Origin of the sequence: Pseudomonas sp. URIL14HWK12:I6 (assembly GCF_000514195.1) — a bacterium.
Taxonomy (GTDB): Bacteria; Pseudomonadota; Gammaproteobacteria; order Pseudomonadales; family Pseudomonadaceae; genus Aquipseudomonas; species Aquipseudomonas putida_A.
The window spans coordinates 105,680-132,582 of the sequence record NZ_KI911360.1 but is presented as its reverse complement, the minus strand read 5'-3'; the positions used below and the strand labels follow the sequence as shown (position 1 = coordinate 132,582).

General features: G+C 59.7%; 22 protein-coding genes. 19 read left to right on the top strand and 3 right to left on the bottom strand.

Annotated elements, in window-relative coordinates:
• Nucleotides 1-842: 842 nt before the first annotated feature.
• Together clpA and clpS are read right to left on the bottom strand one after the other, a co-directional pair.
• Complete coding sequence (clpA, locus tag H043_RS0128615; protein WP_007964841.1) at nucleotides 843-3,113, bottom strand: ATP-dependent Clp protease ATP-binding subunit ClpA; 2,271 nt, start codon at nucleotides 3,111-3,113, stop codon at nucleotides 843-845.
• Nucleotides 3,114-3,143: 30 nt separating this feature from the next.
• Nucleotides 3,144-3,527 (bottom strand): ATP-dependent Clp protease adapter ClpS, encoded by a 384-nt coding sequence (clpS, locus tag H043_RS0128610; protein WP_027614670.1) that lies wholly within the window; start codon nucleotides 3,525-3,527, stop codon nucleotides 3,144-3,146.
• 224 nt (nucleotides 3,528-3,751) lie between these two features.
• Between clpS and H043_RS0128605 the strand changes: the two genes are divergently transcribed.
• Nucleotides 3,752-4,033, top strand: coding sequence for a cold shock domain-containing protein (locus H043_RS0128605; protein ID WP_027614669.1), 282 nt, complete (start codon nucleotides 3,752-3,754; stop codon nucleotides 4,031-4,033).
• A gap of 79 nt (nucleotides 4,034-4,112) precedes the next feature.
• On the opposite strand, the gene icd is transcribed toward H043_RS0128605, so the two are convergent.
• On the bottom strand, nucleotides 4,113-5,369 hold the full coding sequence (gene icd, locus H043_RS0128600) for an NADP-dependent isocitrate dehydrogenase (RefSeq protein WP_003223831.1): 1,257 nt from the start codon (nucleotides 5,367-5,369) through the stop codon (nucleotides 4,113-4,115).
• 481 nt (nucleotides 5,370-5,850) lie between these two features.
• Between icd and H043_RS0128595 the strand changes: the two genes are divergently transcribed.
• The 18 genes from H043_RS0128595 (at nucleotide 5,851) to nuoJ (ending at nucleotide 26,903) form a co-directional block, all read left to right on the top strand.
• Entirely contained in the window at nucleotides 5,851-8,076 is a 2,226-nt protein-coding gene (locus tag H043_RS0128595) for an NADP-dependent isocitrate dehydrogenase (RefSeq protein ID WP_027614668.1), read from the top strand.
• Between the two features lie 190 nt (nucleotides 8,077-8,266).
• Nucleotides 8,267-8,713 (top strand): NUDIX hydrolase, encoded by a 447-nt coding sequence (locus H043_RS0128590; RefSeq protein ID WP_007964846.1) that lies wholly within the window; start codon nucleotides 8,267-8,269, stop codon nucleotides 8,711-8,713.
• Nucleotides 8,714-8,772: 59 nt separating this feature from the next.
• Nucleotides 8,773-9,897, top strand: coding sequence for a tRNA 2-thiouridine(34) synthase MnmA (gene mnmA, locus H043_RS0128585; RefSeq protein WP_027614667.1), 1,125 nt, complete (start codon nucleotides 8,773-8,775; stop codon nucleotides 9,895-9,897).
• Complete coding sequence (gene hflD / locus H043_RS0128580; RefSeq protein WP_003223824.1) at nucleotides 9,894-10,517, top strand: high frequency lysogenization protein HflD; 624 nt, start codon at nucleotides 9,894-9,896, stop codon at nucleotides 10,515-10,517. Before mnmA ends, hflD begins: the two co-directional genes overlap by 4 nt.
• Nucleotides 10,518-10,644: 127 nt before the next feature.
• Nucleotides 10,645-12,015, top strand: a complete 1,371-nt coding sequence (gene purB / locus H043_RS0128575) for an adenylosuccinate lyase (protein WP_027614666.1) — start codon at nucleotides 10,645-10,647, stop codon at nucleotides 12,013-12,015.
• 86 nt (nucleotides 12,016-12,101) lie between these two features.
• Nucleotides 12,102-13,274 (top strand): cupin domain-containing protein, encoded by a 1,173-nt coding sequence (locus H043_RS0128570; RefSeq protein ID WP_003223820.1) that lies wholly within the window; start codon nucleotides 12,102-12,104, stop codon nucleotides 13,272-13,274.
• Nucleotides 13,267-13,692 (top strand): GNAT family N-acetyltransferase, encoded by a 426-nt coding sequence (locus tag H043_RS0128565; protein WP_007964849.1) that lies wholly within the window; start codon nucleotides 13,267-13,269, stop codon nucleotides 13,690-13,692. Before H043_RS0128570 ends, H043_RS0128565 begins: the two co-directional genes overlap by 8 nt.
• 277 nt (nucleotides 13,693-13,969) lie before the next feature.
• The gene (locus H043_RS0128560) at nucleotides 13,970-14,731 is read left to right on the top strand and encodes a secretin N-terminal domain-containing protein (RefSeq protein ID WP_027614665.1); all 762 of its coding nucleotides are present in this window, start codon (nucleotides 13,970-13,972) and stop codon (nucleotides 14,729-14,731) included.
• A 473-nt stretch (nucleotides 14,732-15,204) separates the two neighbouring features.
• Nucleotides 15,205-16,530, top strand: coding sequence for an isocitrate lyase (gene aceA / locus H043_RS0128555; RefSeq protein ID WP_003223815.1), 1,326 nt, complete (start codon nucleotides 15,205-15,207; stop codon nucleotides 16,528-16,530).
• 643 nt (nucleotides 16,531-17,173) lie between these two features.
• Nucleotides 17,174-17,587 carry an NADH-quinone oxidoreductase subunit A gene (locus tag H043_RS0128550; RefSeq protein WP_003223812.1) on the top strand — a complete coding sequence of 138 codons (414 nt, stop codon included), beginning with the start codon at nucleotides 17,174-17,176 and terminating at the stop codon, nucleotides 17,585-17,587.
• Nucleotides 17,588-17,597: 10 nt separating this feature from the next.
• Entirely contained in the window at nucleotides 17,598-18,272 is a 675-nt protein-coding gene (locus H043_RS0128545; protein ID WP_003223809.1) for an NADH-quinone oxidoreductase subunit B family protein, read from the top strand.
• Between the two features lie 69 nt (nucleotides 18,273-18,341).
• Complete coding sequence (nuoC, locus tag H043_RS0128540; protein WP_027614664.1) at nucleotides 18,342-20,126, top strand: NADH-quinone oxidoreductase subunit C/D; 1,785 nt, start codon at nucleotides 18,342-18,344, stop codon at nucleotides 20,124-20,126.
• Between the two features lie 2 nt (nucleotides 20,127-20,128).
• A complete protein-coding gene (nuoE, locus tag H043_RS0128535) occupies nucleotides 20,129-20,626 on the top strand; it encodes an NADH-quinone oxidoreductase subunit NuoE (RefSeq protein WP_003223804.1) in 498 nt (165 codons plus the stop codon).
• On the top strand, nucleotides 20,623-21,978 hold the full coding sequence (gene nuoF, locus H043_RS0128530; RefSeq protein ID WP_027614663.1) for an NADH-quinone oxidoreductase subunit NuoF: 1,356 nt from the start codon (nucleotides 20,623-20,625) through the stop codon (nucleotides 21,976-21,978). Before nuoE ends, nuoF begins: the two co-directional genes overlap by 4 nt.
• 136 nt (nucleotides 21,979-22,114) lie before the next feature.
• On the top strand, nucleotides 22,115-24,829 hold the full coding sequence (gene nuoG, locus H043_RS0128525) for an NADH-quinone oxidoreductase subunit NuoG (RefSeq protein WP_027614662.1): 2,715 nt from the start codon (nucleotides 22,115-22,117) through the stop codon (nucleotides 24,827-24,829).
• On the top strand, nucleotides 24,826-25,833 hold the full coding sequence (nuoH, locus tag H043_RS0128520; RefSeq protein ID WP_007964859.1) for an NADH-quinone oxidoreductase subunit NuoH: 1,008 nt from the start codon (nucleotides 24,826-24,828) through the stop codon (nucleotides 25,831-25,833). Before nuoG ends, nuoH begins: the two co-directional genes overlap by 4 nt.
• Before the next feature lie 11 nt (nucleotides 25,834-25,844).
• A complete protein-coding gene (gene nuoI / locus H043_RS0128515) occupies nucleotides 25,845-26,393 on the top strand; it encodes an NADH-quinone oxidoreductase subunit NuoI (protein ID WP_003223795.1) in 549 nt (182 codons plus the stop codon).
• 9 nt (nucleotides 26,394-26,402) lie between these two features.
• Nucleotides 26,403-26,903, top strand: a complete 501-nt coding sequence (gene nuoJ / locus H043_RS0128510) for an NADH-quinone oxidoreductase subunit J (RefSeq protein WP_007951462.1) — start codon at nucleotides 26,403-26,405, stop codon at nucleotides 26,901-26,903.

The following is a 26,903-nucleotide window of genomic DNA, read 5'->3' as shown; positions in this document are numbered from 1 at the left end:
GCGGGTCACTTTTTCCAAACGCCGAAAAAGTAACCAAAAAGGCTTCCCCCGGCGTACGGCACTTCGCTGAGGCTCAGTGTTCCCTCGCTACGGTGCCCATCAGGGGGCATCGCCTCCGGTTTGCTTCGCTGCACCTCCTCTCGATGGATGCGGCTTCGCCGCATGGCGCTGCGCGCCTACCCCCTGATGGACACCTTCGCTCGGCCTGCCGAAGGGGCTGAAGATCAAAAGCTACATCAAAAGCCAAAGCCAAAGCAGATCAAAAAATCACAGCCTTCGGCAGTTCCTGCATGGCACTGGATGCATTCAGTTAGAAATTGGTCGGCTGGCAGGCCGCCTTCGCGAGCAAGCCCGCTCCCACAGTGGATTGGGGGCATCAGCAAGAGATTGGTCGGCTGTCAGGCCGCCATCGCCAGCAGGCTGGCTCCTACAATTCAGAGAGCGTGCAACCCTGCGGCGAAGCCGCCCCACTCAACACAATGAGCGTTAGCTCGAGTACCGCTTTTGATCTGAGGGCCCGTCGGCAGGCTGAGTGGAGGGATTTATCCGGGGGTGGGAGCGCAGCGACCGTTTGGCGCAGCCAAACACAGCGAGAGGAGGTGCAGCGAAGCAAACCGTAGGCGCTGCCCCCGGATGAATTCCGCAGCGAAGGAACCCGAGCCTAAGCGAGGGCCGAACGTCAGGGCACAGACCTTTTGGTTACTTTTGGGGCGTTTGCCAAAAGTGACCCGCCGTAAGGGCGGAACCCTAAGTGGCCGTTACCGCAGCAACGGATATACACCCAAAAACATCCGCCAACAAAAAGGCGCCCGAAGGCGCCCTCTAAACCAACAACCAAGCAGTCAGGCCATCTCCGCCGTAGTCTCAAAGTCAAACGTCAACTCACCATCCTTGATGTCGATGTGCACCACACCGCCATGCTCGGCCAGCTCGCCAAACAGAATCTCCTCCGCCAGCGGACGCTTGATCTTGTCCTGGATCAGACGCGCCATCGGACGTGCGCCCATCGCCGAATCGTAACCACCGGCCGCCAGCCAACTGCGCGCCGCATCGGTAACCTCCAGCAACACACGCTTGTCTTCCAGCTGCGCCTGCAGTTCGGTAAGGAACTTGTCCACCACACTTTTGATGACCTCATGGCTGAGGCGACCAAACTGGATAATGGTGTCCAGACGGTTACGGAACTCCGGCGTGAAGCTCTTCTTGATCACTTCCATCGCATCAGACGAGTGGTCCTGATGGGTGAAACCGATCGAAGCACGCGCCGCGGTTTCGGCGCCGGCGTTGGTGGTCATGATCACGATCACGTTGCGGAAATCCGCCTTGCGCCCGTTGTTGTCGGTGAGCGTGCCGTGGTCCATCACCTGCAGCAGCAGGTTGAAGACTTCCGGATGCGCCTTCTCGATTTCATCGAGCAGCAATACACAGTGCGGCTGCTTGGTGATCGCTTCGGTCAACAGACCGCCCTGATCAAAGCCGACATAGCCCGGAGGCGCACCGATCAGACGCGATACGGTGTGGCGCTCCATGTACTCGGACATGTCGAAGCGCACCAGTTCGATACCCAACGCCTTGGCCAGTTGCCGCGCGGCCTCGGTTTTACCGACACCGGTAGGACCTGCGAACAGGAACGAACCGACTGGCTTGTCAGGCGACTTGAGGCCGGCACGGGACAGTTTGATCGCGGTCGACAGCGAATCGATCGCCGCATCCTGACCAAACACCGTCAGCTTCAGGTCGCGCTCCAGGTTACGCAGCAATTCCTTGTCGGAGCTGGTGACGTGTTTTGGTGGAATCCGCGCGATCTTCGCCACAATGTCTTCAACCTGCGGCACTTCGATGCGCTTGACGCGCATCTCGACCGGCTGCAGGCGCTGATAGGCACCCGCCTCGTCGATCACGTCGATGGCCTTGTCCGGCATATGCCGGTCATTGATGTAGCGCGATGCCAGCTCGGCAGCGGCGCGCAACGACTCATCGCTGTATTCGATGTTGTGGTGCTGTTCGAAACGCCCTTTCAGGCCGCGCAGGATACCAATGGTGTCTTCCACCGACGGTTCGACGACATCGACCTTCTGGAAGCGTCGTGCCAGCGCACGATCCTTCTCGAAGATGCCGCGAAATTCCTGGAACGTGGTCGAGCCGATGCAGCGAATGTCGCCAGACGACAGCAGCGGCTTGAGCAGGTTCGAGGCATCCATTACGCCACCGGACGCAGCGCCCGCACCGATGATGGTGTGGATCTCGTCGATGAACAGGATCGCCTGCGGACGTTTTTTCAGTTCATTGAGCAGCGCCTTGAAGCGCTTCTCGAAATCACCGCGATACTTGGTGCCTGCGAGCAGAGCGCCGAGGTCGAGCGAATAGACGACGCTATTGGCCAGCAGATCCGGCACCTGGTTGTCGACAATCCGCTTGGCCAGGCCTTCGGCAATCGCGGTTTTACCCACGCCTGCCTCGCCGACCAGCAACGGGTTGTTCTTGCGCCGACGCGCGAGAATCTGCGCGACACGCTCGACTTCCGATTCGCGGCCGACCAGCGGATCGATCCGACCCTGGCGCGCGAGTTCGTTGAGATTGCTGGCATAAGCATCCAGCGGATTGCCTGAAGAAGAAGACTCACCGCCCTCGTCGTCCTGCATATCTTGTTCACCTTCAGAGTGATCGCCGTGCCCTGGCACTTTGGAAATGCCGTGAGCGATGTAATTGACGACATCAATGCGCGCAACGCTCTGCTGTTTCAGCAGGAATACGGCCTGACTCTCTTGCTCACTGAAGATTGCAACCAGCACGTTGGCGCCGGTTACTTCGCGTTTGCCCGAGCTCTGCACATGGAAGACAGCACGTTGCAGTACACGCTGGAAGCCCAGGGTTGGCTGGGTTTCGCGATCTTCGTCATGGACGGGGATCAGTGGCGTGGTGGAGTCGATGAACTCCTGCAGGTCGTGCTTGAGTTTGTCGAGGTTTGCGCCGCAGGCACGCAATACGGTGGCGGCAGCCTCATTGTCCAATAGGGCCAGCAGCAGGTGTTCGACGGTCATGAATTCATGACGCTTCGAACGAGCCTCCTTGAAGGCAAGATTGAGGGTGACTTCGAGCTCGCGGTTTAACATAGCTTCACCTCATACCCAAGTGGTCGGCGATTAACCGTCCTTCTCGATTTCACAGAGTAGCGGATGCTGGCTTTCCCTGGCGTACTGGTTGACCTGCATGGCCTTTGTCTCGGCGATGTCGCGGGTAAACACTCCACATACTGCCCGTCCTTCTGTGTGAACGGCCAGCATGACCTTGGTCGCCAGCTCGCGATTCAGGTTAAAAAACACCTCGAGCACTTCGACGACGAAATCCATCGGTGTGTAGTCATCATTGAACAAAACCACCTTGTACATCGGCGGCGCCTGTAACGCAGGCTTTGCTTCCTGAACAGCAACGCCTGCCGAATCGTCGTCGTGCTCCTCTGGATGATCCTTTTGGAGAAGCGGGCGATCCTGATTGAATGTTAGTCGAATCTGGCTGATTGCATGCATGGAAAGAAAGGTTCGTCAGTTGTGCAAATACAGTGGTGGGGGCGGCTGTACACCTTTTCAACTCCGACTGCCCGGTCACCTTGACTATCGGGAAAACGGTGTTACAACCAATAGAGCCCACAGTGGGTAAAAAAGATCCGCGGAGTCAATCCTTTTAACGGATTAGATTGCGGATGTCCTGGATGATACTCCAGCGATGGAGTCTGTTGCAGAGGGATTTGAGCATGGCTGTCGGCAAGGTCAAGTGGTTCAACAATGCCAAGGGATTCGGCTTCATCAATACCGATGCCCGCGAGGGGAAGGACGAGGATGGCAAGGACATCGATTTCTTTGCTCACTACTCCGCCATTGAAATGGACGGGTACAAAACCCTCAAAGCAGGGCAAATAGTTAAATTCGAGATCGTGCAAGGGCCAAAAGGCCTGCACGCGACAAAAATTCAGAATGTCGAGACCGCAAAAGATAGTGCCTCGACAGCCGCTCAGCACCAATCAGTGACCAGCTGAAGCAACCCGAACACCTGCCAGAAAACAAACCGCCCGGCTCGATCACTCGAGCCGGGCGGTTTCGTTGCGACTGCCACTCTTACATGTGCTTGATGATCGCCTCACCGAAGCCCGAAGAAGACACAAGCGTGGCACCTTCCATCAGACGTTCGAAGTCATAGGTCACGGTCTTGGCCTTGATGGCGCCGTTGGTGCCCTTGATGATCAGGTCAGCCGCTTCGGTCCAGCCCAGGTGACGCAACATCATCTCGGCCGACAGAATTACCGAACCCGGGTTGACCTGGTCTTTGCCGGCGTACTTCGGCGCGGTACCGTGGGTCGCCTCGAACATGGCCACGGTGTCGGACAGATTGGCGCCCGGCGCGATACCGATACCGCCCACTTCCGCCGCCAGGGCGTCGGAGAGGTAGTCACCGTTGAGGTTCAGCGTGGCGATCACGTCGTACTCGGCCGGACGCAGCAGGATCTGCTGGAGCATGGCGTCGGCGATGGCATCCTTGACGATGACTTCACGGCCGGTTTTCGGGTTCTTGAATTTCATCCATGGGCCGCCATCGAGCAGCTCGGCGCCGAATTCTTCCTTCGCCACCTCGTAACCCCAGTCCTTGAAGGCACCTTCGGTGAATTTCATGATGTTGCCCTTGTGCACGATGGTCAGCGACTTGCGGTCGTTGTCCACCACGTATTGCAGGGCCTTGCGCACCAGACGTTTGGTGCCTTCCTTGGAAACAGGCTTGATGCCGATACCGCAATCTTGGTCGAAACGGATCTTGGTGACGCCCATTTCTTCTTTCAGAAACTTGATGACCTTGGTGGCCTCAGGGGAGCCGGCCTTCCATTCGATACCGGCATAAATGTCTTCGGAGTTCTCGCGGAAAATCACCATGTCGACGTCGCCAGGCTTTTTCACCGGGCTTGGCACACCTTCGAACCACACCACGGGACGCAGGCACACATACAGATCGAGTTGCTGGCGCAGGGCTACGTTGAGGGAGCGGATGCCACCACCGACCGGGGTGGTCAGCGGGCCCTTGATGGAGACCACGTAATCCTTGACGGCGTCCAGGGTTTCCTGGGGCAGCCAAGTGTCCTGGTCGTAGACCTGGGTCGCTTTTTCGCCAGCATAAACCTCCATCCAGGAAATCTTGCGCTTGCCCCCATAGGCCTTGGCCACGGCAGCATCAACCACTTTGATCATCACCGGGCTGACGTCGACGCCAATGCCGTCACCTTCAATGAAGGGGATGATCGGGTTATCAGGAACATTGAGAGAATGGTCTGCATTGACGGTGATTTTGTCGCCGACGGCTGGAACCTGAATCTTCTTGTAACCCATGCTGAACTCCATTGTTTGGATTGAACATCTGGCTTGGTTCGAGCGTAACCCAGTTAAATCAACACGCAAACCCTCTGTTCACGGCGCGGCCACATCTGGTCTCGTACAAGCCTGAAAGCAAAGGGAAAAGCGCCAAACTCAAGCATTCGCAGCGACTCTACGCCCCACCCGCCCCTGCGACCTTTAGACCAATGGACGAGAATCGTTGCATATGAACCATCGGCAGATTGCCAGCTACCTATGTATAATGCCGCCCGCTGACCAAAGGGTCACGACGGCTGGCCTCTCTAGCACGAGACTTTCCGCCTGATTGGTCGGGTTGTTACCGCAGTCCGACTGCTTGACGCTCTACTGATGCACCCAACATCACCGCGAAGAATCTCGACATTCGGTTCATGGATGACTTTGAACGAACGCGCTTACCCGGCGCCCCTCGAGTTTCTGCGCACGCTTTAGCAAAGAAGAGAGAGTTAATCCGAATATGCCCACCCGCTCGAAGATCATCTATACCTTCACCGACGAAGCTCCAGCCCTCGCCACCTATTCCCTGCTGCCGATCATCGAGGCTTACACCGCCTCGGCCGATATCGCCGTGGAAACCCGCGATATCTCTCTTGCAGCACGCATCCTGGCCAGCTTCCCCGAGCAACTGGGCGACAAAGCCGTAGCCGACCACCTCGCCGAACTGGGCGACCTGGCCGTTACGCCTGAAGCCAACATCATCAAGCTGCCGAACATCAGTGCTTCGGTGCCTCAGCTGCAAGCGGCGATCAAAGAGCTGCAAGCCCAGGGTTACAACCTGCCGGACTACCCGGAAACCGTGACCAACGACGCCGAAAAAGAAGCCAAGGCGCGTTACGACAAGGTCAAGGGCAGCGCCGTGAACCCGGTTCTGCGTGAAGGCAACTCCGACCGCCGCGCTCCGCTGTCGGTAAAAAACTACGCTCGCAAGCACCCGCACAAAATGGGCGCCTGGGCCAAAGACTCCAAGTCCCACGTCGCTCACATGAGCACCGGCGATTTCTACGGCAGCGAAAAAGCTGCCCTGATCGACGCCGCTGACGCTGTGAAAATCGAGCTGATCGCCAAAGACGGCACCGCGACCGTCCTGAAAGAAAAAACCAGCGTTCAGGCTGGCGAGATCCTCGACTGCGCCGTGATGAGCAAAAACGCCCTGCGCGCGTTCATCGCCGCTGAAATCGAAAGCGCCAAGGCCCAGGGCGTGCTGCTCTCGGTTCACCTGAAAGCGACCATGATGAAGGTCTCCGACCCGATCATGTTCGGCCAGATCGTTGCCGAGTTCTATAAAGACGCCCTAACCAAGCACGCTGACGTGCTGGCCCAGATCGGCTTCAACCTGAACAACGGCATTGGCGATCTGTACGCGCGCATCAAGGCCCTGCCGGCCGAGCAGCAAGCACAGATCGAAGCTGACATCGCAGCGGTCTACGCTGCTCGCCCATCGCTGGCGATGGTCAACTCCGACAAGGGCATCACCAACCTGCACGTGCCGAGCGACGTCATCGTCGACGCCTCGATGCCAGCGATGATCCGTGACTCCGGCAAGATGTGGGGCACCGATGGTCAGCTGCACGACACCAAGGCTGTGATCCCGGATCGTTGCTACGCAACCATCTACCAGGCTGTGATCGAAGATTGCAAAGCCAATGGCGCGTTCGATCCGACCACCATGGGCAGCGTGCCAAACGTTGGCCTGATGGCGAAGAAAGCCGAAGAGTACGGCTCGCACGACAAGACCTTCCAGATCAAGGCTGACGGCGTGGTTCGCGTTACCGACAGCAAGGGCAAGCTGCTGATGGAGCAGGCTGTTGAAGCCGGCGACATCTTCCGCATGTGCCAGACCAAAGATGCGCCGATCCAGGACTGGGTCAAACTGGCCGTCAACCGTGCTCGCGCCAGCAGCACCCCGGCGATCTTCTGGCTGGACCCGATGCGCGCCCACGACGGCGTAGTGATCGAGAAGGTTCAGGCTTACCTGAAGGATCACGACACCAGCGGTCTGGACATCCAGATCATGGCGCCGGTCGATGCCATGAAGTACACCCTGCAGCGCACCCGCGAAGGCAAGGACACCATTTCGGTGACCGGCAACGTACTGCGCGACTACCTGACCGACCTGTTCCCGATCATGGAACTGGGCACCAGCGCCAAGATGCTGTCGATCGTGCCGCTGATGAACGGCGGTGGCCTGTTCGAAACCGGCGCCGGTGGTTCGGCGCCGAAGCACGTGCAGCAATTGGTTGAAGAGAACTTCCTGCGCTGGGATTCGCTGGGCGAATTCCTGGCTCTGGCAGCCTCCCTCGAGCATTTGGGTGTGAACTACAACAACCCGAAAGCGCTGGTTCTGTCGAAAACCCTGGATCAGGCCACCGGCCAGTTCCTCGACAACAACAAGTCGCCATCGCGCAAGGTCGGCAACATCGACAACCGCGGCAGCCACTTCTACCTGGCGCTGTACTGGGCTCAGGCCCTGGCCGCCCAGACCGAAGACGCTGCACTGCAAGCGCAGTTCGCGGCCCTGGCCAAAACCCTGACCGAGAACGAGGCGACCATCGTTGCCGAGCTCAACGCCGTGCAGGGCAAGCCAGTGGACATCGGCGGTTACTACCACGCCGACGCCGAACTGATCAGCAAGGCCATGCGCCCAAGCGCAACCTTCAACGCGGCGATTGCTGCGCTGGTTTAAGGTTGTAAAGGGAACATCACAAACCCCGGCCGTGTGCCGGGGTTTGTGTTTTCAGAATTCACAAAAATCCCTGTGGGAGCGAGCCTGCTCGCGAATGCGGTTTATCATTCACCACCTTCGTTGACTGACCCAACGCTTTCGCGAGCAGGCTCGCTCCCACAGTTGACCGCGCTACCATCGAGGAAACCCTATGGAATGGCTCCCCCACATCACCGTTGCCACCATCGTCGAAGACAACGGCCGCTTCCTGATGGTCGAAGAGCACAAGGCCGGGCGTAATGTGCTCAACCAGCCGGCCGGTCATCTGGACCCGAACGAGACCCTGATCGACGCCGCCATCCGCGAAACCCTTGAGGAAACCGGCTGGGACGTCGAACCCACCGGCGTGATCGGCATTTATCTGTATACCGCGCCGAGCAACGGCGTGACGTATCAACGCGTGTGCTTCAGCGCCAAAGCGGTGAAACACCACCCGGACTATCAACTCGACGACGGCATCGTCGGCGCCAAGTGGTTGACCCGTAGCGAATTAATCGCTCAACGCGACAACTGGCGCAGCGAGCTGATCATCCGCTGCATCGACGACTATCTGGCCGGTCATCACTTCAGTCTCGAACTGATCCGCCCTTCTCTTTAGCCTTGAGGCCGTGAGCCTGCTAGAATCGCGTCCTTTTTCAAGACACTCATTGAATCCCTATGCGTGATCCAGCCCCTTCTGACACATCCAAGAAGCGCGTCATTGTCGGCATGTCCGGCGGCGTGGACTCTTCCGTTTCCGCTCTCCTGCTGATCGAGCAGGGTTACGAGGTGGAAGGCCTGTTCATGAAGAACTGGGAAGAAGACGACGGAACGGAATACTGCACCGCCATGGACGACCTGGCGGATGCCCAGGCCGTGTGCGACAAGATCGGCATCAAGCTGCACACCGCCAACTTCGCCGCCGAGTACTGGGACAACGTGTTCGAGCACTTCCTCGCCGAATACAAGGCCGGCCGCACGCCGAACCCGGACATCCTGTGCAACCGCGAGATCAAGTTCAAGGCGTTCCTCGACTACGCCATGATGCTTGGCGCCGACCTGATCGCCACCGGTCACTATGTGCGCCGTCGTGACATCGATGGCCGCACTGAACTGCTCAAGGGCCTCGATCCGAACAAGGACCAGAGCTACTTCCTGCACGCTGTCGGCGGCGAACAGATCGCCAAGACCCTGTTCCCGGTCGGTGAACTGGAAAAGCCCGAAGTTCGCGCCATTGCCGAGAAATACGAGCTGGCGACCGCCAAGAAGAAGGATTCCACCGGGATCTGCTTCATCGGCGAGCGACGTTTCAGCGACTTCCTCAAGCAATACCTGCCAGCGCAACCGGGCGAGATCAAGACCACCGAAGGCGAAGTCATCGGCCGTCACCACGGCTTGATGTACCACACCATCGGTCAGCGTCAGGGCCTGGGTATCGGCGGCCTGAAAGATGCCGGCGACGAGCCGTGGTACGTGTTGCGCAAGGATCTGGACACCAACGAGCTGATCGTCGGTCAGGGCAACAACCATCCGTGGCTGTTCTCCAGCGCCCTGCTCGCTTCGGAAATCTACTGGGTCAATCCGATCGACCTGAGCCAGCCACTGCGCCTGACCGCCAAAGTGCGTTATCGCCAGAGCGATCAGGCTTGCACCCTGGAAAAAACCGAAAACGGCTACCGCGCCGTGTTCGACGAACCGCAACGCGCGGTAACCCCGGGTCAGTCCGTGGTGTTCTATGACGGTGAAATCTGCCTCGGTGGCGGCGTGATCGAAGTGGCCGAGCCGTGGAGCGGCCAGGCATGAGCCCGACTCAGGAGCAACTGACGGCGCTGGGCGGGGTGTTTCTCGCCGCGGTGCTGGTCGACCGCATCGCCAAGACCGGCCAGACCAGCGAGGCCGGCCTGAGCTGCATGCTCGGCAGCCTGCTGGTACGCGACCCGAAGGACACACTGGACGTGTACGGCGGCGACGACCTCAATCTGCGCGAGGGTTATCGGGCATTGATCGGCGCCCTCGAGCGCGACCCGAGCACCCTGCAGCGCGAACCGCTGCGCTACGCCCTGTCGATGCTCGGCCTCGAACGCCAACTGGCCAAACGTGACGACATGCTCGACACCATTGGCAAGCGCTTGCCGCAGATCCAGTCACAGGTCGAACATTTCGGCCCGGCCCACGAAAACGTGATCGCCGCTTGCGGTGCGCTGTATCAGGACACCTTGAGCACCCTGCGCCAGCGGATTCAGGTGCATGGCGACATGCGCAACCTGCAACAACCGAGCAATGCCTCGAAGATCCGCGCCCTGCTGCTGGCCGGCATCCGTTCGGCACGCCTGTGGCGACAGCTCGGCGGCCACCGCTGGCAGTTGGTGATCAGCCGGCGCAAGCTGCTCAAAGAGCTGTATCCGTTGATGCGCAGCGAGTAAATCGTCGCGCAATAAAAGTTTTGTAGTCTGTAGCGCGTAATACGCCGGTCAGTTGGCAACGGACCGGCGGATTTTTTCATGTATGATACGCGCCCCATTTCGTTGCCCGACTGTCCGAGAACACCCCATGCAGCTCTCTTCGCTCACTGCGGTTTCCCCTGTTGACGGCCGCTACGCCGGCAAAACCCAGGCCCTGCGCCCGATTTTCAGCGAGTACGGCCTGATCCGTGCCCGCGTCCTGGTTGAAGTGCGCTGGCTCCAGCGCCTGGCCGCCCACGCCGGTATCCCGGAAGTGCCAGCCTTCTCCGCCGAGGCCAACGCCGTTCTCAATGAACTGGCTGAAAACTTCTCGCTGGAGCACGCTGAGCGCGTCAAAGAGATCGAGCGCACCACCAACCACGACGTCAAGGCGATCGAATACCTGCTCAAGGAGCAGGCGGCCAAGCTGCCGGAGCTGGCCAAGGTCAGCGAGTTCATCCACTTTGCCTGCACCAGTGAAGACATCAACAACCTGTCCCACGCCCTGATGCTGCGCGAAGGCCGTGACGACGTGATGCTGCCGCTGATGCGCCAGACTGCCAACGCCATCCGCGAACTGGCGATCCGTTTCGCCGACGTGCCGATGCTGTCGCGCACCCACGGCCAACCGGCCTCCCCGACTACTCTGGGTAAAGAGCTGGCGAACGTGGTTTACCGTCTCGAGCGTCAGATCGCTCAAGTCGCTGCCGTGCCGCTGCTGGGCAAGATCAATGGCGCCGTAGGCAACTACAACGCGCACCTGTCGGCCTACCCGCAGATCGACTGGGAAGCCAACGCCCGCGCCTTCATCGAAGACGAACTGGGCCTGGGCTTCAACCCGTACACCACGCAGATCGAACCGCATGACTACATCGCCGAGCTGTTCGACGCGATCGCGCGCTTCAACACCATCCTGATCGACTTCGACCGTGACATCTGGGGCTACATTTCCCTGGGTTATTTCAAGCAGCGCACCATCGCTGGCGAAATCGGTTCGTCGACCATGCCGCACAAGGTCAACCCGATCGACTTCGAAAACTCCGAAGGCAACCTGGGCATCGCCAATGCACTGTTCCAGCACCTGGCGAGCAAACTGCCGATCTCCCGCTGGCAGCGCGACCTGACCGACTCCACCGTACTGCGCAACCTCGGTGTGGGCTTTGCTCACAGCGTGATCGCCTACGAAGCCAGCCTCAAAGGCATCAGCAAGCTTGAGCTGAACGCTGACAAGATCGCTGCCGATCTGGACGCTTGCTGGGAAGTATTGGCCGAGCCGATCCAGACCGTGATGCGCCGCTACAACATCGAAAACCCTTACGAAAAGCTCAAAGAACTGACCCGCGGTAAGGGCATCAGCCCGGAAGCGCTGCAGACTTTCATCGACGGCCTGGACATGCCAGCCGAAGCGAAAGCCGAGCTGAAACAGCTGACCCCGGCCAACTACATCGGCAACGCTGTGGCGCAAGCCAAACGCATCTGATTCACCGCTTGACCCGTTTGAGACGCCCGGCCGCGCCGGGCGTTTTTATTCCCGTCTGAAAAATGCTTTTTTTCAATAGGTTACACATGAATCCTGATACTCCTCTTCAACTTCTGGGCGGTCTCACGGCGCGCGAATTCATGCGCGATTACTGGCAGAAAAAGCCGCTGCTGATCCGTCAGGCCATCCCTGACTTCGAAAGCCCGATCGACGCCGACGAGCTGGCCGGCCTGGCCCTGGAAGAAGAGGTCGAGTCGCGCCTGGTGATCGAGCACGGCGAGCGCCCGTGGGAGCTGCGTCGCGGCCCGTTCGCCGAAGACGAATTCAGCAAGCTGCCGGAAAAAGAGTGGACCCTGCTCGTTCAGGCCGTTGATCAATTCGTCCCGGAAGTCAGCGAGCTGCTGGAAAACTTCCGCTTCCTGCCGAGCTGGCGCGTCGATGACGTGATGATCAGCTTCGCCGCCCCGGGTGGCAGCGTTGGCCCGCACTTCGACAACTACGACGTGTTCCTGCTGCAAGGTCATGGCCAGCGCAACTGGAAGATCGGCCAGATGTGCGACTCCGAAAGCCCGCTGCTACAACACGCGGATCTGCGCATCCTCGCCGAATTCCACGAGACCGAAGAGTGGGTGCTGGAACCGGGCGACATGCTCTACCTGCCGCCGCGCCTGGCCCACTGCGGTGTCGCCGTGGACAACTGCATGACCTACTCGGTTGGCTTCCGCGCCCCGAGCGCCTCGGAGGTACTGACCCACTTCACCGACTTCCTCAGCCAGTTCCTGACTGACGAAGAACGCTACACCGACGCCGATGCGAAACCGGTCAGCGATGATCCGCATCAAATCCAGCACGACGCACTCGGCCGCCTGAAAAGCCTGCTCGCCGAGCACATGAGCGACGAGCGCCTGCTGCTGACCTGGTTCGGCCAGTACATGACCGAGCCGCGCTACCCGGAACTGGTGGTTGGCCCGGAAGACGTTGAAGAAGATGACTTTCTCAACGCGCTGCAGGACGGCGCCGTGCTGATCCGCAACCCGAGTGCGCGCCTGGCCTGGTCGGAAGTCGATGACGACCTGCTGCTGTTCGCCAGCGGCCAGAGCCGTTACCTGCCGGGCAAGCTGCGCGAGCTGCTGAAGATGATCTGCGCCGCCGATGCGCTGCATGTCGACAACCTCGGCGAGTGGCTCAACGACGAAGACGGTCGCGGCCTGCTGTGCGAACTGGTCAAACAAGGCAGCCTGGGATTTGCCGATGAATAAGATTCGCGTACGTGTCGCAGACTGGCAAAAGGACAACGCCGAGATCCGGCGCATTCGTGAAACGGTGTTCATCGCCGAACAATCGGTGCCACCCGAGCTGGAATGGGACGCCGATGACGCGACCGCCGTGCATTTTCTGGCGTTCGAAGGCGACTTTCCGATCGGCACCGCCCGCCTGCTGCCCGACGGGCACATTGGTCGGGTTTCGGTACTGAAGGACTGGCGCGGGATGAAGGTGGGCGATGCGCTGATGCAAGCGGTCATCGCCGAAGCCGAAGCCCGCGGCCTGAAAGAGCAGATGCTAAGTGCGCAGGTACAGGCCACGGCATTCTATGAGCGCCTGGGCTTCAGCCTGGTCAGCGAGGAATTTCTCGAAGCCGGGATTCCGCATGTCGATATGGTTCGCCATTCGGCCTGACCTGAAGTGATCCTGTAATTTCTGGAGATTTTGTGATCTCTGGAGATCCTGTGGTGAGGGGATTTATCCCCGATGGGTCGCGGAGCGGCCCCAAAATTTCAGGTCTGCTTCGCAGCCCATCGGGGATAAATCCCCTCACCACAAAGGCTCTTGAGCCCCCCTCAAAACGCCCCGCCATTTTCCGATGCCGGGGCGTTTTGCTGTCTACGATTCAACTTGCCCCATCCCGGGCCGACAAACTGGCAATATCAAGCCTTTCGAAGCGGAGATAACGGACATGTCCCTACGCACCCTGCTCACCACCCTGCTGCTCGGTTGCAGTTTTTCGGTGATGGCAGCCACAGAAATCGTGCCCCTCAACTACCGCACCAGCGCCGACATGCTGCCGATGGCGCAAGACTTTATCGGCAAGGACGGTCAGGTCAGCGCCTATGGCAACCAACTGATCATCAAGGCCGAGCCGGACAAGATTCAGGAACTCAAAGCGCTGATTACCCAGCTCGATACTGCGCCCAAACGCCTGTTGATCACGGTTGATACCAATGAAAACAACGGTCGCGGCGATGAAGGCTACTCGGTCAACGGCGCGCAGCCGAATCAGACCCGCATTATCAGCCGCAGCACCTCCAGCCGTGACGGCGGCGTGCAGCAAGTACAGGCCACCGACGGCATGCCGGCGCTGATCCAGGTTGGCCAGAGCGTGCCGATCACCAGCAGTCAGACCAACTCCTACGGCGACTACAGTAGCCAGACCCAATACCGCAACGTCACTCAAGGCTTCTACGTCACCGCCAGCGTCACCGGCGACATCGTTCACCTGGCAATCAGTACCAACCGTGACCGCATGAGCCAGGAACGTCCCGATGTAGTGAACGTGCAAAGTACCGACACAACAGTCAGCGGACGCCTGGGCGAATGGATCACCCTCGCCGGCGTAAATCGCCAGACTCAGGCCGACAAACAGGGCCTGACCCGCAGCTACTCGACTCAAGGCCGGGATGACATGACCTTACGGGTCAAAGTCGACGCCCTGGACTAAAGCACCGAAAACTGACTGATTAGTCGTATTAGACGAAAGATGTAGTGCTTGAAAAAAAGCACTACAAAACGTTTGACGAGCCAAAAAAGCGAAGGCATGATGGCCTCGCTCCCGCTAATCAGAGGCCCTGGCAAGGGCCTTCGAAGCGACGTTCGCACCTACCCCGCGAACCGCTTCGTGTCTGTACCGCCCACAAGGTGTGTTTGACGAGGTTGCCGACTGGAACGAAGTTGTCCCGAGGGACGGAAGCGTAATTAGGTAACCCGGCTTCACGCTGTAGTCCGTATAAAGGCCCACGACGCCCGAATGCGCCCGCAGTCCGCCACTACCTGCTCACTTCCCCTCGAGCCCATCGTTCATCCCGTCGCCTACCCCGCCGAACCCGACTTGACCACCTAAGCTTCTGGTCAGCGAGCGCAGGAATTTTCCACCGCAGAACAACTTTTCATAAAGACGCGACGAGGTTTATCTCCATGGCACTGACACGCGAACAGCAAATTGCAGCCCTTGAAAAAGACTGGGCTGAAAACCCGCGCTGGAAAGGCGTGACTCGCACTTACTCCGCTGCTGACGTCGTCCGTCTGCGTGGCTCGGTTCAGCCTGAGCACACCTTTGCGAAAATGGGCGCCGAGAAGCTGTGGAACCTGGTGACCCAGGGTGCCAAGCCGTCCTTCCGCCCAGAGAAAGATTTCGTCAACTGCATGGGCGCCCTGACCGGTGGCCAGGCTGTTCAGCAGGTCAAGGCCGGTATCCAGGCGATCTACCTGTCGGGCTGGCAAGTGGCTGCGGACAACAACTCCGCAGAATCCATGTACCCGGACCAGTCGCTGTACCCGGTGGACTCGGTGCCAACCGTGGTCAAGCGCATCAACAACTCGTTCCGTCGTGCTGACCAGATCCAGTGGAAAGCCGGCAAGAACCCGGGCGACGAAGGCTACATCGACTACTTCGCGCCAATCGTGGCTGACGCTGAAGCCGGTTTCGGCGGCGTACTGAACGCCTACGAACTGATGAAGAGCATGATCGAAGCAGGCGCCGCCGGCGTTCACTTCGAAGACCAACTGGCTTCCGTGAAGAAATGCGGTCACATGGGCGGCAAGGTACTGGTTCCGACTCAGGAAGCGGTACAGAAGCTGACCGCTGCACGTCTGGCGGCTGACGTTGCCGGTACGCCGACCATCATCCTGGCGCGTACCGACGCCAACGCGGCTGACCTGCTGACTTCGGACTGCGATCCGTACGACCAGCCGTTCGTGACTGGCGAGCGTACTCAGGAAGGTTTCTACAAGGTTCGTGCCGGCCTGGATCAAGCCATCGCCCGTGGCCTGGCCTACGCACCGTACGCCGACCTGATCTGGTGCGAAACCGCCAAACCGGATCTGGAAGAAGCCCGTCGCTTCGCTGAAGCGATCAAGAAGGAATACCCGGACCAACTGCTGTCGTACAACTGCTCGCCTTCCTTCAACTGGAAGAAAAACCTGGACGACGCTACCATCGCCAAGTTCCAGCGCGAACTGTCCGCCATGGGTTACAAGCACCAGTTCATCACCCTGGCCGGCATTCACAACATGTGGCACAGCATGTTCAACCTGGCGCACGACTACGCCCGCAACGACATGACTGCCTACGTGAAGCTGCAGGAGCAGGAATTCGCTGACGCCGCCAAGGGTTACACCTTCGTGGCTCACCAGCAGGAAGTGGGCACCGGCTACTTCGACGACATGACCACCGTGATTCAGGGCGGCTCGTCCTCGGTGACCGCGCTGACCGGTTCGACCGAAGAAGAACAGTTCCACTGATTCGACTTCGCTGAGCAAACGGCCTTTGCGGATCGTATAGAAAACTAACCGCAAAGCCGCAAAACTGACGCCCCGACTGGTTCGGGGCGTTTTTTTTTGCGCGCCGATTCCCTAAACACCACCCCCCCCCTGTGGGAGCGGGCTTGCTCGCGAAAGCGTAGTGTCAGCTTGCACATGCGCGACTGACCCACCGCCTTCGCGAGCAAGCCCGCTCCCACAGGTTTAGCGCCCGCCGCGCGACAAAACATTGATCCAGACCAGTACTCAGGTCAGAAAAATCAGCTAAAACGGGCGCCACCGCTACTTGCAGTAACGGGCATATAAGACAACTTTCTGTTTACTGCACCGCTAAACAGTTACAAAACCACTCCAAACGATATCAATTATCATTTAGCTGCAACTATGTTCGTTACATTCCCTACAAAACATTATTTGCATAAACCCGGCTAATGCCCGCAACGCATGGGCTGCAGGGCATTGGAGGTACGCTATGTCCTTATTCCAATAAATAATTTCGCTATAGGAATTTTACTTGCCGGGTGTTTAGCCATAAAATCAGCGCGATTGATTGCTGCGACATATCGTCACTGCCTATTTCTTTATCAAGCTCAGAGACCTTTGCTCTCTGTTAAGGATTACCAGCATGCCCGAAGCGACAGGACTCATGGCCCACAACTGGGGCTTTGCCATTTTCCTTCTGGGTGTCGTCGGCCTGTGTGCCTTCATGCTTGGCGTCTCCAGCCTCCTCGGGTCAAAAGCCTGGGGCCGCAGCAAAAACGAACCGTTCGAGTCCGGCATGCTACCTACAGGTGGCGCCCGCTTGCGGCTCTCAGCCAAATTCTATCTGGTCGCGATGCTGTTCGTGATCTTCGATATCGAAGCCCTCTTTCTCTTTGCATGGTCTGTGTCCGTCCGCGAAAGCGGCTGGACCGGATTCGTCGAAGCTCTCGTTTTCATAGCAATTCTGTTGGCAGGTCTTGTCTACCTGTTCCGAGTGGGCGCCCTTGACTGGGCTCCGGAAGCTCGTCGCAAGCGGCAGGCGAAGCTGAAACAATGAGGCTTTGGCAATGCAATACAATCTCACCAGAATCGACCCCGATGCTCCTAACGAGCAATATCCGATCGGCGAACGGGAAACCGTTTCCGATCCGTTAGAGGATCAAGTCCACAAAAACATTTTCATGGGCAAGCTCGAAGACGTGCTGAGTGGCGCGGTCAACTGGGGGCGTAAAAACTCCCTGTGGCCGTACAACTTCGGCCTTTCGTGCTGCTACGTGGAAATGACCACCGCCTTCACGGCGCCCCACGACATCGCGCGCTTTGGCGCCGAAGTTATCCGGGCATCACCGCGTCAGGCCGACTTCATGGTTATCGCCGGTACCTGCTTCATCAAGATGGCGCCGATCATTCAGCGTCTCTACGAGCAGATGCTCGAGCCTAAGTGGGTTATCTCCATGGGTTCGTGCGCCAACTCCGGTGGCATGTACGACATCTACTCCGTGGTTCAAGGGGTGGACAAGTTCCTGCCCGTGGACGTCTACGTACCTGGCTGCCCGCCTCGTCCAGAAGCATTCCTGCAAGGCTTGATGCTGTTGCAGGAATCGATTGGACAGGAGCGTCGTCCGCTTTCCTGGGTCGTTGGCGACCAAGGCGTTTATCGCGCCGACATGCCTTCGCAAAAGGAACAGCGCCGCGAACAGCGAATCGCAGTCACCAATCTGCGCAGCCCTGACGAAGTCTGATCCAGTCTGTTTCAAAGAAACGAGAAGCTGGCTTCATTCTTTACGTTGACCGAAAGCGAAAAAATAACCATGACTACAGGCAGCGCTCTGTACATCCCGCCTTATAAGGCAGACGACCAGGATGTGGTCGTCGAATTGAACAACCGTTTTGGCGCCGAAGCGTTCACCGCTCAGTCGACCCGCACCGGCATGCCGGTGCTGTGGGTGGCGCGCGCCAGACTCGTCGAAGTCCTGACCTTCCTGCGTAACCTGCCCAAGCCGTACGTCATGCTCTATGACCTGCACGGCGTGGACGAGCGCCTGCGCACCAAGCGTCAAGGGCTGCCATCGGGCGCCGACTTCACCGTGTTCTATCACCTCATGTCGCTTGAGCGTAATAGTGACGTGATGATCAAAGTCGCCTTGTCCGAAAGCGACCTGAGCTTGCCGACCGTCACCAGCATCTGGCCGAACGCCAACTGGTACGAGCGTGAAGTCTGGGACATGTACGGCATCGACTTCAAAGGCCACCCGCACCTGTCGCGCATCATGATGCCGCCGACCTGGGAAGGTCACCCGCTGCGCAAGGACTTCCCGGCGCGCGCCACCGAATTCGATCCGTTCAGCCTCAACCTCGCCAAGCAGCAGCTTGAGGAAGAAGCTGCGCGCTTCCGTCCTGAAGACTGGGGCATGAAGCGTTCCGGGGCCAACGAGGACTACATGTTCCTCAACCTGGGCCCGAACCACCCTTCGGCTCACGGTGCGTTCCGCATCATTCTGCAACTCGATGGCGAAGAGATCGTCGACTGCGTACCAGACATCGGTTACCACCACCGTGGTGCCGAGAAGATGGCCGAGCGTCAGTCCTGGCACAGTTTCATCCCGTACACCGACCGTATCGACTACCTCGGCGGCGTGATGAACAACCTGCCGTACGTGCTCTCGGTCGAGAAGCTGGCCGGCATCAAGGTGCCGGAGAAGGTCGACGTCATCCGCATCATGATGGCCGAGTTCTTCCGGATCACCAGCCACCTGCTGTTCCTGGGCACCTACATCCAGGACGTCGGCGCCATGACCCCGGTGTTCTTCACCTTCACCGACCGCCAGAAGGCGTACACGGTGATCGAAGCCATTACCGGTTTCCGTCTGCACCCGGCCTGGTACCGCATCGGTGGCGTCGCCCACGACCTGCCGCGCGGCTGGGACAAACTGGTGAAAGACTTCGTTGAGTGGCTGCCAAAGCGCCTCGACGAGTACACCAAGGCGGCCCTGCAGAACAGCATCCTCAAGGGCCGGACCATCGGCGTCGCCCAGTACAACACCAAAGAGGCCCTGGAATGGGGTGTCACCGGTGCCGGCCTGCGTTCGACCGGTTGCGACTTCGACCTGCGTAAAGCGCGCCCATACTCCGGCTACGAGAACTTCGAGTTCGAAGTACCGCTGGCCGCCAATGGCGATGCCTACGATCGCTGCATGGTCCGCGTCGAAGAGATGCGCCAGAGCATCAAGATCATCGACCAGTGCATGCGCAACATGCCGGAAGGCCCGTACAAGGCGGATCACCCGCTGACCACGCCGCCGCCGAAAGAGCGCACGCTGCAGCACATCGAAACCCTGATCACGCACTTCCTGCAAGTTTCGTGGGGTCCGGTCATGCCGGCCAACGAATCCTTCCAGATGATCGAAGCGACCAAGGGCATCAACAGTTATTACCTGACGAGCGACGGCGGCACCATGAGCTACCGTACCCGGATCCGTACTCCGAGCTTCCCGCACCTGCAACAGATCCCTTCGGTGATCAAAGGCAGCATGGTCGCGGACTTGATTGCGTACCTGGGTAGTATCGACTTCGTTATGGCCGACGTGGACCGCTAAGCATGAACAGCACGCTTATCCAGACAGACCGTTTCACCTTGAGTGAAACAGAGCGCTCGGCCATCGAGCACGAGCTGCATCACTACGAAGACCCGCGCGCGGCGTCGATCGAAGCCCTGAAGATCGTTCAGAAAGAACGCGGCTGGGTGCCGGATGGCGCCCTGTACGCGATCGGCGAGATCCTCGGCATCCCGGCCAGCGACGTTGAAGGCGTGGCGACGTTCTACAGCCAGATCTTCCGTCAGCCGGTCGGCCGTCACATCATTCGCGTCTGCGACAGCATGGTCTGCTACATCGGCGGCCACGAGTCGGTGGTCAGCGAAATCCAGAACAATCTGGGCATCGGCCTGGGTCAGACCACCGCCGACGGTCGTTTCACCCTGCTGCCTGTCTGCTGCCTCGGCAACTGCGACAAGGCACCGGCACTGATGATCGACGACGACACCTTTGGCGACGTGCAGCCTGCCGGCGTGGCCAAACTGCTCGAGGGCTACGTATGACCCTGACATCTTTCGGTCCTGCCAACCGCATCAAGCGTTCGGCCGAGACTCACCCGCTGACCTGGCGTCTGCGTGACGACGGCGAAGCCGTGTGGCTCGACGAATACCAGGCCAAGAACGGTTACGCCGCTGCGCGCAAGGCCTTCGCCGACATGGCTCAGGACGACATCGTCCAGACCGTGAAAGACGCCGGTCTGAAAGGTCGCGGCGGTGCAGGCTTCCCCACTGGCGTGAAGTGGGGCCTGATGCCCAAGGACGAATCCATCAACATCCGCTACCTGCTGTGCAACGCGGACGAGATGGAGCCGAACACCTGGAAAGACCGCATGCTGATGGAGCAACTGCCCCATCTGCTGATCGAAGGCATGTTGATCAGTGCCCGCGCACTGAAAACCTACCGTGGCTACATCTTCCTGCGTGGCGAGTACACCACCGCCGCCAAGCACCTCAACCGTGCCGTGGAAGAAGCCAAGGCTGCAGGCCTGCTGGGTAAAAACATTCTGGGCAGCGGTTTCGATTTCGAACTGTTCGTCCACACCGGCGCCGGGCGTTACATCTGCGGTGAAGAAACCGCACTGATCAACTCCCTCGAAGGCCGCCGCGCCAACCCGCGCTCCAAGCCGCCCTTCCCTGCCGCCGTCGGCGTGTGGGGCAAGCCGACCTGCGTGAACAACGTGGAAACCCTGTGCAACGTGCCGGCGATCATTGCCGACGGCGTTGACTGGTACAAATCGTTGGCCCGCGAAGGCAGCGAAGACATGGGCACCAAGCTCATGGGCTTCTCCGGCAAGGTCAAGAACCCTGGCCTGTGGGAACTGCCATTCGGCGTCACCGGCCGTGAGCTGTTCGAAGACTACGCCGGCGGCATGCGCGACGGTTACAAGCTCAAGGCCTGGCAGCCAGGTGGCGCCGGTACCGGTTTCCTGTTGCCGGAACACCTCGACGCACAGATGTACGCCGGCGGCATCGCCAAAGTGGGCACCCGGATGGGTACCGGCCTGGCGATGGCGGTGGACGACAGCGTCAACATGGTTTCCCTGCTGCGCAACATGGAGCAGTTCTTCGCTCGCGAATCCTGCGGTTTCTGCACCCCGTGCCGTGATGGCCTGCCATGGAGCGTCAAGCTCTTGATGGCCATCGAAGAAGGCCGCGGTCAGCCAGGCGACATCGAGACCCTGCTGGGTCTGGTCGGCTTCCTCGGCCCAGGCAAGACCTTCTGTGCTCACGCACCGGGTGCCGTGGAGCCGTTGGGCAGTGCCATCAAATACTTCCGTCCAGAGTTCGAAGCCGGTATCGCGCCCGCAAGCGCCGCCGTCCCGCCTCTGGCAAGGCCGATCGTAGTCGGCGCGTAAACGCTTAAAAAGGCGAAGGGTCCGTGCCCTTCGCCTTTCGTCCGATGACGCCTTTCGGGGCTGACTGGATTCGGACGGATAACAAGATTCCATTAGCCACGCCCGCTGACACCGGGCCAACGAAGACCTTTGAACCATGGCCACTATCCACGTAGACGGCAAAGCGCTCGAAGTCGACGGGGCAGACAACCTGTTACAGGCATGTCTGTCGCTGGGCCTCGACATCCCTTATTTCTGCTGGCACCCCGCGCTTGGTAGCGTCGGGGCCTGCCGCCAGTGCGCGGTCAAGCAGTACACCGACGAGAACGACACCCGTGGTCGCATCGTCATGTCCTGCATGACCCCTGCCACCGACAACACCTGGATCTCCATCGACGATGAAGAATCCAAGGCGTTCCGCGCCAGTGTTGTCGAATGGCTGATGACCAACCACCCGCACGACTGCCCCGTGTGCGAAGAAGGCGGTCACTGCCACCTGCAAGACATGACGGTGATGACCGGCCACAACGAGCGCCGTTATCGCTTCACCAAACGCACCCACCAGAACCAGCAACTGGGCCCGTTCATTTCCCACGAAATGAACCGCTGCATCGCCTGCTATCGCTGCGTGCGTTTCTACAAGGACTACGCCGGCGGCACCGACCTCGGTGTGTTCGGCGCCCACGACAACGTGTACTTCGGTCGCGTTGAAGACGGCACCCTCGAAAGCGAGTTCTCCGGCAACCTCACCGAGGTCTGCCCGACCGGTGTGTTCACCGACAAGACTCACTCCGAGCGCTACAACCGCAAGTGGGACATGCAGTTCTCGCCGAGCATCTGCCATGGCTGCTCCAGCGGTTGCAACATCTCCCCGGGCGAGCGTTACGGCGAACTGCGTCGCATCGAAAACCGTTTCAACGGTTCGGTGAACCAGTACTTCCTGTGCGACCGTGGCCGTTTCGGTTATGGCTACGTCAACCGCACCGACCGTCCACGTCAGCCAATGCTGGCCGACGGCACCAAGCTGGGCCTGGATCAGGCGCTGGACAAGGCGGCCGATCTGCTGCGCGGTCGCAACATCGTCGGTATCGGTTCGCCGCGTGCCAGCCTCGAAAGCAACTACGCGTTGCGTGAACTGGTCGGCGCCGAGCACTTCTACTCCGGTATCGAGGCCTCCGAACTGGAGCGCATCCGTCTGGTTCTGCAAGTGCTCAAAGACAGCCCGCTGCCCGTGCCGAACATGCGCGACATCGAAGACCACGACGCCGTGTTCGTCCTCGGTGAAGACCTGACCCAGACTGCTGCGCGTATGGCTTTGTCCCTGCGTCAGTCGGTCAAGGGCAAAGCTGAAGACATGGCCGAAGCCATGCGTGTTCAGCCGTGGCTCGACGCCGCGGTGAAGAACATCGGTCAGCACGAACTGAACCCGCTGTTCATCGCCAGCCTGGCGGAAACCAAGCTCGACGACATCGCCGAAGAATGCGTTCACGCCGCTCCGGATGATCTGGCGCGCATCGGTTTCGCCGTGGCTCACGCGCTGGATGCCAGCGCACCGGCCGTTGAAGGTCTGGACGCCGAAGCACTGGAACTGGCTCAGCGTATCGCTGACGCCCTGCTCGCGGCCAAACGTCCGCTGATCATCGCCGGTACTTCGCTGGGTTCCAAAGCCTTGATCGAAGCCGCTGCGAACATCGCCAAGGCCCTGAAGCTGCGCGAGAAGAACGGTTCGATCAGCCTGATCGTGCCGGAAGCCAACAGCCTTGGCCTGGCCATGCTCGGTGGCGAATCGGTCGACGCGGCGCTGCAAGCCGTGATCGACGGCAAGGCCGACGCCATCGTCGTGCTGGAAAACGATCTGTACACCCGCACCTCGAAAGCCAAGGTCGATGCCGCACTGAGCGCTGCGAAAGTAGTGATCGTTGCCGACCACCAGAAAACCGCCACCACCGACCGCGCGCAACTGGTGCTGCCAGCGGCGAGCTTCGCTGAAGGCGACGGTACGCTGGTCAGCCAGGAAGGCCGCGCCCAGCGCTTCTTCCAGGTTTTCGATCCGCAATACATGGATGCGAGCATCCTGGTTCATGAAGGCTGGCGCTGGCTGCACGCCCTGCGCTCGACCCTGCTGAACCAGCCGATCGACTGGACGCAACTCGACCACGTCACCGCTGCCGTGGCGTCGAGCACCGAGCAACTGGCGCGCATCGTCGATGCCGCTCCATCCGCCGCGTTCCGCATCAAGGGTCTGAAACTGGCACGTGAACCGCTGCGTTATTCCGGTCGCACCGCGATGCGCGCCGACATCAGCGTTCACGAACCGCGCACCCCGCAAGACAAAGACACCGCGTTCGCCTTCTCCATGGAAGGTTACTCGGGCTCGGCCGAACCGCGTCAGCAAGTGCCGTTCGCCTGGTCGCCGGGCTGGAACTCGCCGCAAGCCTGGAACAAGTTCCAGGACGAAGTCGGTGGTCACCTGCGTGCTGGCGACCCGGGCACCCGCCTGATCGAAAGCTCCGGTGATTCGCTGAACTGGTTCGCTGCTGCTCCGCGCGCATTCAACCCGGCGCCGGGCACCTGGCAGGCCGTGCCGTTCTACCACCTGTTCGGCAGCGACGAAAACTCGTCGAAAGCCGCACCGGTACAGGAACGCATCCCGGCTCCGTACGTGGCGCTGGCCAAATCCGAAGCGGATCGCCTGGGCGTCAACGACGGTGCTCTGCTGAGCCTGAATGTGGCCGGCCAGACCCTGCGTCTGCCGCTGCGCATCAATGAAGAACTGGGCGCTGGTCTGGTGGCCTTGCCTGCGGGCATCGCCGGCATTCCACCGGCATTCGCCGGCCTGTCCGTCGACGGTCTGCAGGAGGCAGCGCAATGACCTGGTTCACCCCTGAAGTGATCGATGTGATCCTGACGGTCATCAAAGCCATCGTGATTCTGCTGGCCGTTGTGGTCGCGGGCGCGTTGCTCAGCTTTGTCGAACGTCGCCTGCTGGGCTGGTGGCAGGACCGTTACGGTCCGAACCGCGTTGGCCCGTTCGGCATGTTCCAGATCGCCGCCGACATGCTGAAGATGTTCTTCAAGGAAGACTGGACCCCGCCGTTTGCCGACAAGGTGATCTTCACCCTGGCACCGGTGGTCGCCATGTCCGCCCTGCTGATCGCGTTTGCGATCATCCCGATCACCCCGACCTGGGGCGTCGCGGATCTGAACATCGGCCTGCTGTTCTTCTTCGCCATGGCTGGTCTGTCGGTCTACGCGGTGCTGTTCGCCGGCTGGTCGAGTAACAACAAGTTCGCCCTGCTCGGCAGCTTGCGTGCCTCGGCGCAGACCGTGTCCTACGAAGTGTTCATGGGCCTGGCCCTGATGGGCATCGTGGTGCAGGTCGGCTCGTTCAACATGCGCGACATCGTCGAGTACCAGGCGCAGAACCTGTGGTTCATCATTCCGCAGTTCTTCGGCTTCTGTACCTTCTTCATCGCTGGCGTCGCCGTGACTCACCGTCACCCGTTCGACCAGCCGGAAGCGGAACAGGAACTGGCAGACGGTTACCATATTGAATACGCCGGTATGAAATGGGGCATGTTCTTCGTCGGTGAATACATCGGCATCATCCTGATCTCGGCGCTGCTGGTCACCCTGTTCTTCGGTGGCTGGCACGGTCCGTTCGGCATCCTGCCGCAACTGTCCTTCGTCTGGTTCGCACTGAAGACCGCGTTCTTCATCATGCTGTTCATCCTGCTGCGCGCTTCCATCCCGCGTCCGCGTTATGACCAGGTGATGGATTTCAGCTGGAAATTCTGCCTGCCACTGACCCTGATCAATTTGCTGATAACCGCTGCGGTTGTGTTGTGGAACACACCTGCGGTTGCGGTTCAGTGAGGATTTGACCCATGTTCAAATATATTGGCGACATCGTTAAGGGTACCGGTACCCAGTTGCGCAGCCTGGTCATGGTCTTCGGCCATGGCTTCCGCAAGCGCGACACCCTGCAATACCCGGAAGAGCCGGTCTACCTGCCACCACGCTACCGTGGTCGCATCGTCCTGACCCGTGACCCCGATGGCGAAGAGCGTTGCGTAGCCTGCAACCTGTGCGCCGTGGCTTGCCCGGTAGGTTGCATCTCGCTGCAGAAAGCTGAAACCGAAGACGGTCGCTGGTACCCGGACTTCTTCCGTATCAACTTCTCGCGCTGCATTTTCTGCGGTCTCTGCGAGGAAGCCTGTCCGACCACCGCAATCCAGCTAACTCCGGATTTCGAGATGGCCGAGTTCAAACGTCAGGACCTGGTGTACGAGAAAGAAGATCTTTTGATCTCCGGCCCCGGCAAAAACCCTGATTACAACTTCTATCGTGTTGCAGGTATGGCAATCGCTGGCAAGCCGAAAGGCTCTGCGCAGAACGAAGCCGAACCGATCAACGTGAAGAGCTTGCTGCCTTAAGGAAGAACGATGGAATTCGCTTTCTATTTCGCATCGGGTATCGCGGTTGTGTCCACGCTTCGTGTGGTCACCAACACCAACCCTGTGCACGCCCTGCTCTACCTGATCATCTCGTTGATCGCCGTGGCCATGACCTTCTTCGCACTCGGCGCACCGTTCGCCGGCGTGCTGGAAGTGATCGCCTACGCCGGCGCCATCATGGTGCTGTTCGTGTTCGTGGTGATGATGCTGAACCTGGGCCCGGCCTCGGTTCAGCAGGAACGCACCTGGCTCAAGCCCGGTATCTGGGCAGGCCCGGTGATTCTCGCCGCCCTGCTGCTGGCCGAACTGCTGTATGTGCTGTTCGCTCACCAGAGCGGTCAGGCCATCGGCCACACCACCGTAGACGCGAAAGCCGTGGGCATCAGCCTGTTCGGCCCGTATCTGCTGGTGGTCGAACTCGCCTCGATGCTGCTGCTCGCCGCAGCCGTCACGGCGTTCCATTTGGGCCGTAACGAGGCGAAGGAGTAA

Coding starts and splice junctions, on each gene's coding strand:
- clpA (WP_007964841.1), bottom strand. CDS start 3,113: ATGTTAAACCGCGAGCTCGAAGTCACCCTCAATCTTGCCTTCAAGGAG.
- clpS (WP_027614670.1), bottom strand. CDS start 3,527: ATGCATGCAATCAGCCAGATTCGACTAACATTCAATCAGGATCGCCCG.
- H043_RS0128605 (WP_027614669.1), top strand. CDS start 3,752: ATGGCTGTCGGCAAGGTCAAGTGGTTCAACAATGCCAAGGGATTCGGC.
- icd (WP_003223831.1), bottom strand. CDS start 5,369: ATGGGTTACAAGAAGATTCAGGTTCCAGCCGTCGGCGACAAAATCACC.
- H043_RS0128595 (WP_027614668.1), top strand. CDS start 5,851: ATGCCCACCCGCTCGAAGATCATCTATACCTTCACCGACGAAGCTCCA.
- H043_RS0128590 (WP_007964846.1), top strand. CDS start 8,267: ATGGAATGGCTCCCCCACATCACCGTTGCCACCATCGTCGAAGACAAC.
- mnmA (WP_027614667.1), top strand. CDS start 8,773: ATGCGTGATCCAGCCCCTTCTGACACATCCAAGAAGCGCGTCATTGTC.
- hflD (WP_003223824.1), top strand. CDS start 9,894: ATGAGCCCGACTCAGGAGCAACTGACGGCGCTGGGCGGGGTGTTTCTC.
- purB (WP_027614666.1), top strand. CDS start 10,645: ATGCAGCTCTCTTCGCTCACTGCGGTTTCCCCTGTTGACGGCCGCTAC.
- H043_RS0128570 (WP_003223820.1), top strand. CDS start 12,102: ATGAATCCTGATACTCCTCTTCAACTTCTGGGCGGTCTCACGGCGCGC.
- H043_RS0128565 (WP_007964849.1), top strand. CDS start 13,267: ATGAATAAGATTCGCGTACGTGTCGCAGACTGGCAAAAGGACAACGCC.
- H043_RS0128560 (WP_027614665.1), top strand. CDS start 13,970: ATGTCCCTACGCACCCTGCTCACCACCCTGCTGCTCGGTTGCAGTTTT.
- aceA (WP_003223815.1), top strand. CDS start 15,205: ATGGCACTGACACGCGAACAGCAAATTGCAGCCCTTGAAAAAGACTGG.
- H043_RS0128550 (WP_003223812.1), top strand. CDS start 17,174: ATGCCCGAAGCGACAGGACTCATGGCCCACAACTGGGGCTTTGCCATT.
- H043_RS0128545 (WP_003223809.1), top strand. CDS start 17,598: ATGCAATACAATCTCACCAGAATCGACCCCGATGCTCCTAACGAGCAA.
- nuoC (WP_027614664.1), top strand. CDS start 18,342: ATGACTACAGGCAGCGCTCTGTACATCCCGCCTTATAAGGCAGACGAC.
- nuoE (WP_003223804.1), top strand. CDS start 20,129: ATGAACAGCACGCTTATCCAGACAGACCGTTTCACCTTGAGTGAAACA.
- nuoF (WP_027614663.1), top strand. CDS start 20,623: ATGACCCTGACATCTTTCGGTCCTGCCAACCGCATCAAGCGTTCGGCC.
- nuoG (WP_027614662.1), top strand. CDS start 22,115: ATGGCCACTATCCACGTAGACGGCAAAGCGCTCGAAGTCGACGGGGCA.
- nuoH (WP_007964859.1), top strand. CDS start 24,826: ATGACCTGGTTCACCCCTGAAGTGATCGATGTGATCCTGACGGTCATC.
- nuoI (WP_003223795.1), top strand. CDS start 25,845: ATGTTCAAATATATTGGCGACATCGTTAAGGGTACCGGTACCCAGTTG.
- nuoJ (WP_007951462.1), top strand. CDS start 26,403: ATGGAATTCGCTTTCTATTTCGCATCGGGTATCGCGGTTGTGTCCACG.